Origin of the sequence: Leptospira noumeaensis (assembly GCF_004770765.1) — a bacterium.
Taxonomy (GTDB): Bacteria; Spirochaetota; Leptospiria; order Leptospirales; family Leptospiraceae; genus Leptospira_A; species Leptospira_A noumeaensis.
Genome location: NZ_RQFK01000026.1, coordinates 1,467,011 through 1,480,398 on the forward strand (window position 1 = coordinate 1,467,011; position 13,388 = coordinate 1,480,398).

Consider the following 13,388-nt stretch of genomic DNA (forward strand, 5'->3'; position numbering starts at 1 on the left):
GCCGCCCTAAGATGAACTGAATTATAGGTTGTACCCGTCTAGGATTAGTTTGGCGACAACGGCATTTTGTTTTGCCACGTCTTCTGTTACCAGTTTCATTTCAGATGGTGAAAGGTTTGCTTGTTTCAAACCTTGACCAATGGCTATGTAAGTAACACTGTTTGTTCTCCAAGCCACCACACCGTGTGATTTTGCTATTGCAGCAAGTTGGTTTTCCAATTCTTGTTTTTGGTTCTCATAACGAATTTGTAAAGCTACGCTTGCAATGATGTCCTCTTTGTACTCGTTCATTGCTTTTTCTTTTTCACCATCAGAAATGGAAGAGATACTTTTGGAAACTGATTTCACGAATGCAGATGTAGAATCAGAGACAGAAATCCCTAATCGGCTTACACTTGTAGAAGCAGAATCTAAAATAGCACAGTTGTTAAATGAAATTAGAACCGCAATTACGGAAACTAGACTCAAATGTTTGATCATACGCATAAAAAACCTCTTACGACGAATTGCAAAGATTCTAAGTCCATTTTTTTACCCGTCAATTAATTTTCTAAAATCAAACGGCAACAACTACAGATTCAAAAGCCGGTAATGTAACTTCAAAATGACCGCCAATGATCCTAAGGTTTACCATTGTGCCTGTCCAGAAATCCAAAAAGGGTTCCTTGGTTTTTAAACCTTGGGGAACAGCGACTCGAATGGTTTTTTCTTCTTCCGTTGGATTCCAAATTCCAAGGTAACCGGCTGGATTGTACATCGCATTTGGAAACTCTTCCTCGAAAATCCCGATAGGAATCGGAGTATATGCCTGACATTCCCGATTCAACTGGAAGGCCTTTTTTAAGAGATCCAAACGATCCATTTCTAATTTAGTGAGGTCATCAGAAACGAGTAACATTCCACCTGACACTGCCATGACGGAGGCCATCATTTTGGTTTGTGCTTCGTTCATTTTATTTCTTTTTTTGCGAACAAGTAAACAATCGGGATCATTCAGCCAAAGATGTCTGTGCATTGATGAACGAGTGATGTCATTGATCAGAGCCGTTCTTGTACAAAGGGCATTTCTATCTTTTAGGAAAACACGAAGTTTTTCTGGATACCAAAAAGGGGCAACGTCACAAGAAATTCGCATTCCATCAAAAATTCCGACCGATGGCAACATGGGTGCCCCACATCCAAGTAAAAATGTGTTTTTACCGACCGTTTTACGAATCAGTTCTAATGCATTTCTATATCGTGCTTGTGGCGATAAACTTTTGTTATATACATCACCAGGAAGGAGACCCGCATATAAAAAATCCAATTTTAGGTAAGGGTATCCCCATTCTTTCACAATGGTTGAAAAAACTTTTTCTAAATAAGCAAGGGCGGTAGGATGGGTAATATCCAGTGCATAGGTATAACCTTTTCCCCAAAGAGGTTGGTAGATGGCAGGAACAGGTTTTCCGTTTTGGTCTTTGAGGATGGCCTCTGGGTATTTACGAAAGAATTCTGATTTTTTTCGCACGAGAAAAGGGGCAAGCCAGATCCCAGGTTTTAATCCCACACGTTTGATTTCGTCAGCAAGGATTCTCATTCCACCTGGAAATTTTTCGTTGGGAACAAGCCAATCTCCAATTTCTTTTTGGTATCCATCATCAATCTGAAAGAACTCAAAAGGTAAGTTTAGCTCTCTAACTTTTGTTAAGTTGTCTAAAATTGTTTTTTGGTCAATTTTTGTGTAATAATAATACCAAGAACACCAACCTGTTGGAACTTTTTTTGGTAAATTGCTCGGGCCTTCTTTTTTTCCCAGTTCTTCAAAGTATTTGGCCAGTTTGATTTCTGGATTTCCTTTGAATGGAAGGATTTTGATTTTTGCGATGCTGAGTTTTGCATTGGGCCTGAGGTCAGGCAAACAATGTATATCGTAAATGACTTTAACAGATGTTACAACTCCATTCTCTCCCAAGACCACTTCGAATTTGGTTCCGAATTCTCCTTGTTCGATCGGAGCATACAAAACTCCATTTCCTGATTCTCTATTAAAAACTAGAGTGAGATATTCTGAGATAAACTTTCCCACTTTCGATTCATGTTTAGAATAAATATTCTCTTGAGAGTATTGTAAAAAAGATAAAAACGGAGGTTTGTCAACGGAGGTACTTTCCACCTTTCTCGAAATGGACCAAGACTGGTATCCATGTTGGAAGAGGTTGTATCCGTCACCTTCCGGAAGGATGGACAATTCCAATTCCAAATGGTCTACAGAAAATCCCACTTCGGGCCTTGTGGATTCCCGCCAAATGAGTTTGGGACTAAGGATTGTACCTGTTTTGGTATCAGTGGCCTGTGGAAGTAAAAGTTCGAATTTTTTACATTCGGATTGGTAAACACCTGCCTTTACAGGAAGGAAGTTAGAAATAGTGACGGAATTATGAACTCTGTATTGAATTTTCATCTTGGAAAAATCTATTTGATGATTTTGTTAGGGTAGTTTCCATAGTAAGCCATTATGACCCAAAAACGTTCAACTATAAAACCAGTCGTCTTACAAGGAGATCTGAACGAAGAATTTTTTGAAGCCTTTAAGAAGGATGACCGGTTGTCTGTGGATTGTGAAATGATGGGACTCAATCCCAGAAGGGACAGACTCTGTGTTGTACAAATTTCCGATTCTAAAAATAAAGTCGCTCTTGTGCAAATTCTACCAGGACAAACAGAAGCTCCGAATATCCAAAAATTATTTGAATCCAAAGATATCACAAAGATTTTCCATTTTGCAAGGATGGACATGACCTTCCTTCGCGCAAGACTCGGGATCAAAGTAAAAAATGTGTTTTGTACAAAAATTGGAAGCAAACTTGCTCGAACTTACACCGATAAACACGGGTTAAAGGAATTAATCCGCGAATTTTTTGAAGAAAACATCGATAAAAAAAATCAAAGTTCGGATTGGGGAAAAAAGATCCTTACCAAAGACCAAGTGGATTATGCATCGACAGATGTTCGGTTTTTAATTGCCCTTGAGTCCATCCTCACTGAGATGATGATTCGCGAAAACAGGTTTGCTCTTGCCGAACGTTGTTTTGCCTTTTTAGAAACCCAAGTCGAACTGGATCTTTTGGAAGTATCAAATCTTTTTGAACACTGATGGCAAAAAAACAACTCCCCCAATACCAATGTAAGTCCTGCGGGGATAGTTTCAGTCGTTGGGCTGGAAAATGTCCCACTTGCGGGGAATGGAACCAAATCGAAGAAGTGGCAAACACTTCTTCGGGTAGATTTGATTCTCCCAACTTTCAAAAACCGAAAGATAGAAAATACACAGATCCTAAATCCATTGGTTCCGTGGTGAGCGATGCTCACTTTCGCACAACAACAGGATTTAGCGAATTGGATTTGGTTCTTGGTGGTGGGATTGTTCCAGGCAGTTTGGTGTTAGTTGGTGGAGAACCTGGGGTTGGAAAATCCACACTAGTTTTGGAAATTGCGAAAAACATTGCAAACGAAGGTTCTGTTTTATACATTTCAGGGGAGGAATCTGCTTCCCAAATTGGACTTCGTGCCAAACGGATGGGTGTCACTTCCGAAAACATTTTGTTATCCTCAGAAGTGTATGCGGAAAATATTTCGCAAATGATTTCTGACTTAAAACCAAAAGTTGTTTTTGTCGATTCCATCCAAACCATCTTAAAAGAAAGTTTAGTCAACCAAGCGGGAACCATCACACAATTACGCGAGTCCTCTCAAATTTTTTTGGAAACCGCCAAACGTACGTCAGTTCCTATTTTTCTCATTGGGCATATCACCAAAGAAGGCCAAATTGCTGGCCCAAAAGTTTTGGAACATTTAGTCGATACCGTTTTGTATTTTGAAGGAGATCGGTTTAACTATTACCGTATCCTACGTGCCGTCAAAAATAGATTTGGTGCCGTAGGTGACACTGCCATTTTTGAAATGGTATCGGGCGGACTCAAACAAGTCCTCGACCGCCATCGTTTGTTCATCTCTCCCGAGTCAGAAGAAAGATCTGGTAGTGTTTTGTCTTCCGTGATGGAAGGCTCTCGTGCAATCAGTGTAGAAGTACAAGCCCTTGTTACAAAAACATCTTATGGACAAGCGCGTCGTATGGCAGAAGGGTTAGACAACCGCCGTGTGATTTTACTTTCTGCGGTGCTAGAGAAGTATTTAGGATTCCCTCTTTCTGAATCGGACATCTTCAGCAATCTTGCCGGTGGGCTTAGCATCGACGAACCAAGTCTCGACTTGGCCATTGCTGCATCCATAGCCTCTTCGTTTAAAGACAAACCAGTTTCGAGAGAAATTGGATTTCTCGGAGAGGTGGGACTTTCAGGAGAAGTGAGAAGTGTGGGGCAAATCAGCCTCCGACTCAAAGAACTGGCAGGCATTGGAATTTCGAAGGTGTACATTCCGCAAGGAAACTTCAAAGAAGTAGAAGGTCTTTTTTCTTCTTTGGAACTCGTTCCAGTCAAACACTTACAAGAGTTAGGTTTTTAGATTTAGAGATTAGTCTTCCTTTTTAAGGACAAACTGTAATTTCTTCTATTCTTAAATCATCGTTGTAAATGGTTCCAGCACTGACCGTTGGTGAAGCATAGAGTCCAAAGTGAGCTTGTTCTAATACACCGCAGCCTCCAGAAACATTGGCGGTTGAAATCAAAGTTCCATCCATCCACACTTTTGCCATTCCTCCCGAAGGAGAAAAGTCAAGGCAGGTTGTGAGTTTTGTCCACTGCCTTTGTGGAAAACTTGTATTTGTGTTTTGAAATGTATGTTGGCTTTGATTGTGGTAAGGAACATGCATTAAATAAGCATAATTCTTTGAATCTATATTCACAAGAACCACTCGCCTCCATTGGTCGCTGGGATCTGCTGAAAAAGTCGCAAAACTGAACCAGTCGGCACTATTCGGTAGGCTCATATCCAAATAGGCATAAAACTCAACTAGGACTGGTGTTTTAAATCCACCTGACGGAAGTTTGTTGAGCTGGATAGTAGGATACCCTCTATGGTTACAATTTTGTGGATAAAAACAACTGGGACCTACTGACAAGATAGATGCTTTATGGGAATATGTGCCTGTACGTTTTTGTTCCGTACTTTGTCCATGAGTGGCTACCGATTGGTAAGGTGAGGGAACAATATAGAAGGAAGAAAATTCGGAAACCGACTCAAAGCTAGTTTGAAAGATCCTTCCTTGTTGGGTTTTCGTCAATTGTTCGCTCGTGCAAGAGATGGTCGTGGCTGCTTGGTAAGCCAGTAAGGTTCCTGCTAAAATCTCCGTTGTTTTGTCTTCTGCATTTTTTTGGCACTGGACAAGTTGTGTGGTTAGTCCCAAACAAATTCCCAAAAGAAAGAAGCGTTGCGATTGGTTATTCATTTTTCCCATCAAAGTCTATAGACGAACTAAGTTTGTCGGAACAGTCGTCCATTTTGTTTGCCCCATTTCTTTGCGGTAAGTACTAAAAATCTTATCCAAGAAGGGAGAACATGCAGTGTTAACCAAGAACATTGTTCCGAAACATTTGACCTAAAATTGCCATAAGTTATTGACTGGTGTCACTAATATGAACTTATATTGTAAAAAAACATAGAAAGTTCAGGTGAAATATGAAAAAGAAATTCTTGATCGGGTTTTTAGCGACCCTTCTCTCCGTCCCCACCTCCGGTCTGTTTGCCGGTCCTCTTGATGGTCAGTGCATCGCACTGGTTCATGGAATCCTTGGTTTTGATGATACCCAAGGTCTCGCTGGCGGACTAGTAAAGTATTGGGGAGGCCTTGACGGTTATCTTCGTAGCCAAGGTGCAAAAGTCACCACTCCTGGAAGTTCGGCTACAAATTCCATTCCTACTCGCGCAAGCCAGATCCAATCTTCTGTAACAACTTGGATGACAGCAAACGGTTGTTCTAAGGTTCATTTGATGGGCCATAGCCAAGGTGGACTTGTTATTCGTTATATGGTATCCAATCTTGGATTTAACGGAAAAACACAAACGGTTACTACCATCAACTCTCTTCACCAAGGAGCACCTATGGCTGATATCGTTCTTGGAGTGATTCCTGGTTGGTTACAACCATTCGCAAATTCCGCACTTAGTTTACTTGCAAAATTAGTTTACCGTGACGGTCGTCCACAAGACGTAATCGCTATGGGAAATTCACTGACTGTAAGTTATGTGAAGACATTTAATGCAAACTCACCTAACAAATCAGGAATCAAATACTACTCATACGGAAGTGAAATGGCTTGGGCAGATCTAATCCAACACCCAATCATGGCACTCACTCACCCAATCACTTGGGCAGGTGGATTGTTTTATGGTTTAGGCGGAGGTAACGATGGTGTGGTTCCATTGAACTCTCAAAAATGGGGAACTTGGAAAGGAACACCTTCTTCTTATTGGTTTGCAACAGGAATTGACCACTTACAAGCTACAAACTTGGCTTGGAGCGGACAAAACTACTATGATGTGCAAGGTCATTACTTAAACATTGCTAAAAACGCAAAAGCTGGTTTATAAAAACCCGCTTACAAAAGCCGGATATACATCCGGCTTTTTTTATTCCTAAACAATTTCAAATCTTGATTCCACATTAGGTTTTTATACATTCAGAATGGATTTTAAAAAAATTATTATCATCATAGTTATCGTTTTTATTTTTCTCTTGGGTATTCTTTACTTCTTAAAACAAGACTCTTCCTCACAGACAAAAAAAACATTGAGTCCAGAAGAACAAATGGCAATGGAGAGAATCTCTCCTCTCGGAACCGGGGAAGGGTTTTGGGACGAAGCCATCTCTCCATTTCGTGAAGATCGGGCGAAACCTTATTTAGAATTGTTAGATGAATTGAAATCAGGAAAAATCAATTTTGTTTGGGAGGTTTGGGCACTCCGTCGTAAATGCAAAGCAGAATATACGCCAGACCAATGTAATGCAACCATCATTGCTTATATTGAAGCCGAATATGAATCACCAGACAAAGAAAAAGTGAAAGATTTGTTTTTATCGTATTTTCGTTATGAAGAAGAGTATAGAAAATGGGAACAACCAACAGACCTATCCTTCGTTGAACTATATGAAAAAATCAAAGCCAAACGAAGAGATGTTTTAAATGATAAAGCAGATTTGATTTTTGGAATGGAAGAATCACAAGTTTCTTTTTTAGAAGGCAGTCAAAATTTTATCAAACAATCGGCAAACTTACCCGCAGAACAACGTGTGAAACAGTTCGAAGACCTAAAGAAAAAAACATACGGAACGTATTACGATTCTCTCGTTTCTAGAGAAGATAAATTTGATCATTATCAAATGGAAATGAGTCTTCGTGATAAAGAGTATAACGCGATTTCTGATCCAAAAGAAAAAGAAAAATATCTAAATCGTATTGAAACCAAATACTTTGGAAAAGAACGTGCTGCCAATTTGGCTGAGGAAAGAGCAAAGGAATCTAAATTCCAAGAGTCGATTTCTAAGTATGAATCGAAAGAAAAGGAATTTTTGCGAGAGAATGCAAGTCTTTCAGCTTCTGAAAAGGAAAAGAAACTCAAAGAAATACGGATTCAATATCTTGGTTCTGAAGAAGAAGCGGATGCTTATATCAGAAGGAAAAATATAGAGGAAGCGGGAAAATAAATCCCGCTTTTATAACTAACTATCTAATCAACAAATCGATTTGAATTAATCGTTTTTACTTACCTTTTGGCGTTCGGGCGTGGGTTCGGATTTGTATTTTTCGTATGCAGTCATTGTGTCGATGTATTCATTTCCTGCATTCCAAACAATAAATCCATGTCCTAGTGAATCTTTTGCTCCTTGCATTTGCACTTTGATATAGTCGGTATAACTTAGTTTACTTGGGCCAACCATCATGTTGAATCCTTGTACCCAAGCGATGGCTTTTGTTCCTTGTTTGGCCCTTTTGACTGTAAGGTCTAGCCCATCTTTGATGGTTCCATACGGATCGGCCACACGTTTGGTTAGTCCATAAAAATGTGATGGATACAACATAGGATAAAGTCCATTCAGTTCTTCACTAAAAGGTTCCACTTTTTGTCCAATCACATCGTTTTCGATGAAGGGAACTCTTCCAAATACATCAGCAGTCCAACGAGTGTCCTTGGAACAACTGTCTTTGGTTTTTTCTTTATGGTCTTTGATGATTCCGAGAATAGACTCGTAACGTTTTTCATAACTCATACTGAAGTTGGTTCCGCCATCAGCATATCGGATATAATCCAATTGAATTTCGGGGAATCCTAATTCACAAGCCTTGCGAATCGACTTCTGAATGGTAACCATCAAGTTAGCGTTAGGTGCTTTTTCTGTCAGTCCACCTTCAAAGTTCACAACTCTTGCAACCATATAAAAACCGAGTGCTTTGGCTTCTGCCACTTGTTCTGGAGTGGGTGGGTGCGGTTGGATATCGACTACTGCCGTATTCATTCCTGCGTCCTTCATGACTTGAAAAAGCAAACTCCAACGTTTTTTATCACGAATGGTTTTGGTATTGATATAAAGACCTTCGATAAAATCGGGTGTGATTCCAGAAGAATCTGCATTTTGCCTTTTTTCGATATTGGATGTCGATTGGCAGGAGAAAAAGAATAGAAGTAGGATGGAGACAGTGAGTTGTTTCATGGTAGTAATGACAAGATTTTGACTGTGTTCGGAAAATTCAAATCGAATCGATTGACGAAAATGACTGGTCATAAGAAAATTTGGGCATGTTAGAAATTTCCAATGACTTCAATTTAAAATCTTACGGTCGATTTCCAGAGGAACTATCAGATTCAAAAAGTTTTAAAGACCGAATGGTGGAAGTTTCCCGTCTCTTCCAGACTATGGGTGAATCGTATTTAGAACATTTGGGAGATGATTCTAAAATTAGTGGATCTGAGAAAAAGAATCTTATAGAACATCTGGAAAATATTTTACTGGTTCTTGTGATGCTTCGAAAAATTGATTTTTCCCCTCTCGATGAAGAAACTTACATTCGAAAGGATAGGGGTTTATTCGAAATAAGATTGCGGTTTACGGATGGATCGGTTTGGGAACTCACAGGTTCCATTCGACCGGAATACAAAATGAAACAAAGATTATTCAAAGAGTGGTTTAATACTTCTTTTTCAAACGATATCAAAACATTTTATGCGATTTATGGAAATGCAGGAATGGATAAAATCATTACTCCGGAAGAAAAAATTCAAATCACAAAACAAATCGATCGTATCATTGCAGAAATTGTGGAAATGATTGTGTACATTGAAAGGTTTATGTTGTTTCAATAAAAGATTCAGGTAAATGAGAAAGAGTAAGATGGAGGACAAGTGGGTTCATTAAAAACAGGGATTACATTTCATGATGAATTTTTAAAACACAATACTGGTGCCGGCCATCCGGAAACTCATGGCAGACTAGAATCCATTCTCGATCATATATCCGATTTACCTTCAGAAAACTTTTTATGGAAAAAAGATTTTAAAGAAGCTCCACTTTCCATTATTTCATCAATCCATGATCCAGCTTATGTTCGTTCGGTGGGGATAGCTTGTGAGGAAAAAGGGAATGGGTATTTGGATGGAGACACGGTTTTTTCTCCACGTTCCTTTTATGCAGCGAGTCTTGCTGTTGGTGCTGGGTTATACCTTGCCGATGAAGTTCTTTCTGGTAATTTGGCAAATGGAATGGCGCTCGTTCGACCTCCAGGTCATCACGCTGAGTCGGATCACGCGATGGGATTTTGTATTTTCAATAACATTGCCATCACTGCAAAATACCTTCAGTCCAAAGGTATCAAACGGATTTTGATTCTAGATTGGGACGTACACCATGGGAATGGCACACAACACCAGTTTTACGATGATGATTCTGTTTATTTTGTATCACTCCACCAGTATCCTTTTTATCCGGGAACAGGTGCTTTGTCGGAACGAGGAAGGGGAAATGGGCTTGGATCCACTCTTAATATTCCATTGGCAAGAGGGGCTGGTGAGTCTGAATATTTGAGCCATTTTTCTTCCATCCATCGTGAGATGGAAAAATTCCAACCAGAGTTTGTTTTGATTTCTGCTGGTTTCGATGCCCACAAGAAAGACCCGTTAGGTGGTATGAATTTATCCACTTCCTCTTATGAAATTTTTACAAAGGAAGTGAAACAAATCGCTAATACATACGCTGGCGGTAAAATCGTTTCCTTTTTGGAAGGTGGTTATGATTTCCAAGCCCTAGCAGAATCTGTAAAGGCTCATCTGGAAACCTTGGTAACTTAAACTTAAAGTTAGGAAGCCACTCCAAAAACTTCTTTCACCCAATGCATTAGTGGTCTGGCACTGATGATAGAAAAATGATTTTGTTTGTTTAGTTCCAGTGTTCGTAAAGCCGGATTTGTTTTTTGATTAAAAACCTTGTCCGTTAAGTAGGTAAGACTTTTTTTCTCTACAATCCCATCCCCAAGAAAGTTTTGCAAAGGATTCTCAGCTCCTTCCATAAGTGCATAGGCTTGGTAAACATCCATTTCATCCAATTCACCAAAATATGTTTCTCCGAAGTATCCAGAAATAGTTTCCATCCAACCTTTTTCTTCTTTTCGGATGAGTCCAAAAGATAAGTCTTTGATTGCGTCGCTACGCAGGTTCCCAATCATTCCAATAATTTTAAGAGCTACATTGGGACTTTTTTCAAATAAGAATCCCAACCAAAATCCAATTTTTTCTAGATAAGAACCTTTGTTTGGTGCTGCAATGAGTATGATTTTTCCAAACTTATGGAGCCATTCTTTGTTTTCAAGTTTTGCATGGTAAAGACAAGAACGAAAGATGAGGCAACCCAAACTATAACAAATGATATCAGGTTTGATATTTGGATCTTCATTAAAAAATACATCCAGTAGGTGCATTAGTTTTTTCCCATTTTCATGGATGGGAAGTCCGTGATTGTATCTCAAATAAAATGGAAAGTATCCTACCTCTTGTAATTCTGTAGCAAGTCCAGGTGAGGTAATTTTCCTTTCCTTATATTCCACAGTTTGTTCCTGCCAAACTGTCTCATCTGTAAATAATCCAGGAAGGAAAAGAACTGATTTTGATTTTTTTGATTCTTTAAATTCTGCAATGGTTTCTTTTGCGGTGATGTCTTTTCCAATCGTTCTAAAACTCATATCAATCTTTGTGAGTTTGAATTTTTGATTGTGAGAACTTCCCAGGATACTTGATACCATACGATTATCAAATACCATATCATCACTTTGTTTGGCGGTGAGTTCGACTTTGAAGATAGCTTTTTCAAAAGCCTGGTTCGTTTGTTCTATCGTCTTTTGTAAGTTTTCATTTGATTTGTGACCAGTTTCTTTGACTTGGACGCCGGCTTTCTGTAAGGCCTCTCTCCATTCTGGTTTGTAAAAAAATGCATTGGAGAGTAAATCCAGTCCTCCGCCTGCACTCGTTAGGCTTCCTTTTACTAGGAATTGTACACCTTTCAGCAGCGAATCGGTTGTTTTTTGGGTAAGCGAAACTGTTTTTCCAGCCAGGGAGTTGATGAGGATTTGGATCACGGAGAAAGATTGTAACTTAGTTTCTCTGGAAAGCGAGTGAAAAAAGTAAGTGAGTTACCTTTTCCAGTGGGTTTCGAAGTCGCCCGCGTGTCAAAGGAAACTAGCTTTCGATTGACAGTGAGTGCATTTGGAAAGTCAGTCACTTTGGAAAGCGAGTGAGAAAAGACAACCGTTGTGAAAGGGAAGTCAATTGAATTGGAAAGCGGTTGGATCTAGAATACGAGTGGCATAGTCTTGTAAATAAATGGATCAGCACGACCGCGAAAAAGAGTAAGTCACTCGATTTAGAAAGTTGCTAGAATTGGTATGCCAGTTGGTTTCGAAATCGACTATAAGAATGAAACCACTGTATCAATCTATTCTAGGAAGAAGGTGATTCGCTGTTTAAGGAAACAGGCGAAACTTAGAAATTGAATTTATGTTTTTTACTAAATGAACGATGTTGCCTGCCGAGAACCAATCATTGAAAGTAAGGTTATTGAATATTGAATTAGAATTTTTATTGTTCTACACAAAGAAGGTAGTAGGAGGTGGAACAACTTCTACCACTCCCATTCCGAAGTGCGGCATAATTTGTGCTGCTTGATGAACCAACCCGCCCACCATTACTAGTGGGTGATGTGGTTGCATTCGTCGTCCAACCACTGCAACTATTTTCAGGTTGCGCCGTTGCCGTTTGCCAGAAATTAGTGGATTGGGCAAATCCAGTCCAATATTCTTTGGTGGTTCCTGAATCAAAGGAATGGTTTAGATAGTAAGGATTGGTTGTAAAATTACCAGAACCATCTGCTGGTAAAATTCCTGCAGAATTGGGACTGAGTAAACTTGCTGAATCACTCGCACGAATGTAAATCCTACCAGATTGAAAAACCCAATCCGTGTTTTCTGAAACACCACCACCGCAATTGTCAGAGGAGCAAGGCCTTCTTGCTCCATTATCTGTTGTTAACATGGCTTTATAAGTTCCTGTTGCAGGTTTGTTTGCATCGGCATTGCATTTTAAGTCGGCGCCAGCAGGTCCATTGGCTGCTGCACCTTGTAAATTTCCATTGAAAGTTGCGGCTGTAACAAAGACTTTATATACCGTTGGTTCAACTTGTATTGTTAGGTTTTGATTAGCAGAATCGGTTCCATTGGTCGCGGTAACAGTATAAGTCGATCCTGCTTGAGCGGTCGTTGGAGTTCCTGAAATTATGCAAGTGCTGGTATTCAAACTGAGGCCAGTAGGAAGAGTTGGTGTCACCGAACAAGAAGTAAACGAAAATTGAATGGTGGGAGTGAGATTTGGGGCTGCTACATTTTCTTTGAAAATAAACGAATTACCAGTGTAAGCAATGATACTATTTCTATGATTGATTGTGATATTTCCCGATACATTGTCATAATAAGTATCTGCACTATTTGAAGTAATACTGAGTGTTGATGATTCTAAAATCTGAGTCGCAGATGATAAACTAACGGTTTGTGTGACATTATAATTTCCTGAATTAAATGTTAGAACGTTTGTTAGTGGAGAGTTGGAGGCATTTACCTGTAATTTGGAAGAAGTAAAAGTGAGGGAAATCGTTACATTGGCAGAGGGTTGTTTGACAAGAGAAATTCCGAAATTTTGAGGTGTTCCATATTTGAGTAACACACTGGTACCGGAAACATTGATTTTTGCAGAAGACGTTACAGAGACCGCAGTGGATGTGGTGACTGGATTCAAACCACTCACGAGAGTAAAAAGAAGTTCGTCGCGAGGGTTGACCTGGTTACAAGAAAACACCCAACCTGAGAAAAGGAAGGAAACGAATAAATTCCAACGCATGTTTCCAACCCCCCGCAATA

General features: G+C 39.6%; 12 protein-coding genes. 6 read left to right on the top strand and 6 right to left on the bottom strand.

Annotated features, from left to right (window positions below):
* Positions 1 to 21: 21 nt before the first annotated feature.
* Complete coding sequence (locus EHQ24_RS15090; RefSeq protein WP_244310444.1) at positions 22 to 486, bottom strand: putative lipoprotein; 465 nt, start codon at positions 484 to 486, stop codon at positions 22 to 24.
* A gap of 70 nt (positions 487 to 556) precedes the next feature.
* On the bottom strand, positions 557 to 2,443 hold the full coding sequence (locus EHQ24_RS15095) for a glycoside hydrolase family 36 protein (protein WP_135602379.1): 1,887 nt from the start codon (positions 2,441 to 2,443) through the stop codon (positions 557 to 559).
* 54 nt (positions 2,444 to 2,497) lie between these two features.
* Between EHQ24_RS15095 and EHQ24_RS15100 the strand changes: the two genes are divergently transcribed.
* Positions 2,498 to 3,136 (top strand): ribonuclease D, encoded by a 639-nt coding sequence (locus EHQ24_RS15100; protein WP_135602380.1) that lies wholly within the window; start codon positions 2,498 to 2,500, stop codon positions 3,134 to 3,136.
* Positions 3,136 to 4,503 (top strand): DNA repair protein RadA, encoded by a 1,368-nt coding sequence (radA, locus tag EHQ24_RS15105; protein WP_135602381.1) that lies wholly within the window; start codon positions 3,136 to 3,138, stop codon positions 4,501 to 4,503. Before EHQ24_RS15100 ends, radA begins: the two co-directional genes overlap by 1 nt.
* A 22-nt stretch (positions 4,504 to 4,525) precedes the next feature.
* Here radA and EHQ24_RS15110 read toward each other — a convergent pair whose 3' ends face one another.
* Complete coding sequence (locus EHQ24_RS15110) at positions 4,526 to 5,386, bottom strand: heparin lyase I family protein (RefSeq protein WP_244310445.1); 861 nt, start codon at positions 5,384 to 5,386, stop codon at positions 4,526 to 4,528.
* A gap of 230 nt (positions 5,387 to 5,616) precedes the next feature.
* Between EHQ24_RS15110 and EHQ24_RS15115 the strand changes: the two genes are divergently transcribed.
* Both EHQ24_RS15115 and EHQ24_RS15120 read left to right on the top strand, forming a co-directional pair.
* The gene (locus tag EHQ24_RS15115) at positions 5,617 to 6,528 is read left to right on the top strand and encodes an esterase/lipase family protein (protein WP_135602383.1); all 912 of its coding nucleotides are present in this window, start codon (positions 5,617 to 5,619) and stop codon (positions 6,526 to 6,528) included.
* A gap of 94 nt (positions 6,529 to 6,622) precedes the next feature.
* Positions 6,623 to 7,642, top strand: a complete 1,020-nt coding sequence (locus EHQ24_RS15120) for a lipase secretion chaperone (RefSeq protein WP_135602384.1) — start codon at positions 6,623 to 6,625, stop codon at positions 7,640 to 7,642.
* 45 nt (positions 7,643 to 7,687) lie between these two features.
* On the opposite strand, the gene EHQ24_RS15125 is transcribed toward EHQ24_RS15120, so the two are convergent.
* Positions 7,688 to 8,647 (bottom strand): putative glycoside hydrolase, encoded by a 960-nt coding sequence (locus EHQ24_RS15125; RefSeq protein ID WP_135602494.1) that lies wholly within the window; start codon positions 8,645 to 8,647, stop codon positions 7,688 to 7,690.
* Positions 8,648 to 8,733: 86 nt separating this feature from the next.
* On the opposite strand from EHQ24_RS15125, the gene EHQ24_RS15130 reads away from it, so the two are divergent.
* Entirely contained in the window at positions 8,734 to 9,297 is a 564-nt protein-coding gene (locus EHQ24_RS15130) for a hypothetical protein (protein ID WP_135602385.1), read from the top strand.
* A 39-nt stretch (positions 9,298 to 9,336) separates the two neighbouring features.
* Complete coding sequence (locus EHQ24_RS15135) at positions 9,337 to 10,278, top strand: histone deacetylase family protein (protein ID WP_135602386.1); 942 nt, start codon at positions 9,337 to 9,339, stop codon at positions 10,276 to 10,278.
* A gap of 8 nt (positions 10,279 to 10,286) precedes the next feature.
* Here EHQ24_RS15135 and EHQ24_RS15140 read toward each other — a convergent pair whose 3' ends face one another.
* Positions 10,287 to 11,558 (bottom strand): esterase/lipase family protein, encoded by a 1,272-nt coding sequence (locus EHQ24_RS15140; RefSeq protein ID WP_135602387.1) that lies wholly within the window; start codon positions 11,556 to 11,558, stop codon positions 10,287 to 10,289.
* Positions 11,559 to 12,057: 499 nt separating this feature from the next.
* Complete coding sequence (locus tag EHQ24_RS15145) at positions 12,058 to 13,368, bottom strand: DUF1554 domain-containing protein (RefSeq protein ID WP_135602388.1); 1,311 nt, start codon at positions 13,366 to 13,368, stop codon at positions 12,058 to 12,060.
* Positions 13,369 to 13,388 lie beyond the last annotated feature (20 nt).

What these genes read in the sequence shown, in the direction of transcription:
- EHQ24_RS15090 (WP_244310444.1), bottom strand. Translation starts at nt 486, where the DNA reads ATGCGTATGATCAAACATTTGAGTCTAGTTTCCGTAATTGCGGTTCTA.
- EHQ24_RS15095 (WP_135602379.1), bottom strand. Translation starts at nt 2,443, where the DNA reads ATGAAAATTCAATACAGAGTTCATAATTCCGTCACTATTTCTAACTTC.
- EHQ24_RS15100 (WP_135602380.1), top strand. Translation starts at nt 2,498, where the DNA reads ATGACCCAAAAACGTTCAACTATAAAACCAGTCGTCTTACAAGGAGAT.
- radA (WP_135602381.1), top strand. Translation starts at nt 3,136, where the DNA reads ATGGCAAAAAAACAACTCCCCCAATACCAATGTAAGTCCTGCGGGGAT.
- EHQ24_RS15110 (WP_244310445.1), bottom strand. Translation starts at nt 5,386, where the DNA reads ATGAATAACCAATCGCAACGCTTCTTTCTTTTGGGAATTTGTTTGGGA.
- EHQ24_RS15115 (WP_135602383.1), top strand. Translation starts at nt 5,617, where the DNA reads ATGAAAAAGAAATTCTTGATCGGGTTTTTAGCGACCCTTCTCTCCGTC.
- EHQ24_RS15120 (WP_135602384.1), top strand. Translation starts at nt 6,623, where the DNA reads ATGGATTTTAAAAAAATTATTATCATCATAGTTATCGTTTTTATTTTT.
- EHQ24_RS15125 (WP_135602494.1), bottom strand. Translation starts at nt 8,647, where the DNA reads ATGAAACAACTCACTGTCTCCATCCTACTTCTATTCTTTTTCTCCTGC.
- EHQ24_RS15130 (WP_135602385.1), top strand. Translation starts at nt 8,734, where the DNA reads ATGTTAGAAATTTCCAATGACTTCAATTTAAAATCTTACGGTCGATTT.
- EHQ24_RS15145 (WP_135602388.1), bottom strand. Translation starts at nt 13,368, where the DNA reads ATGCGTTGGAATTTATTCGTTTCCTTCCTTTTCTCAGGTTGGGTGTTT.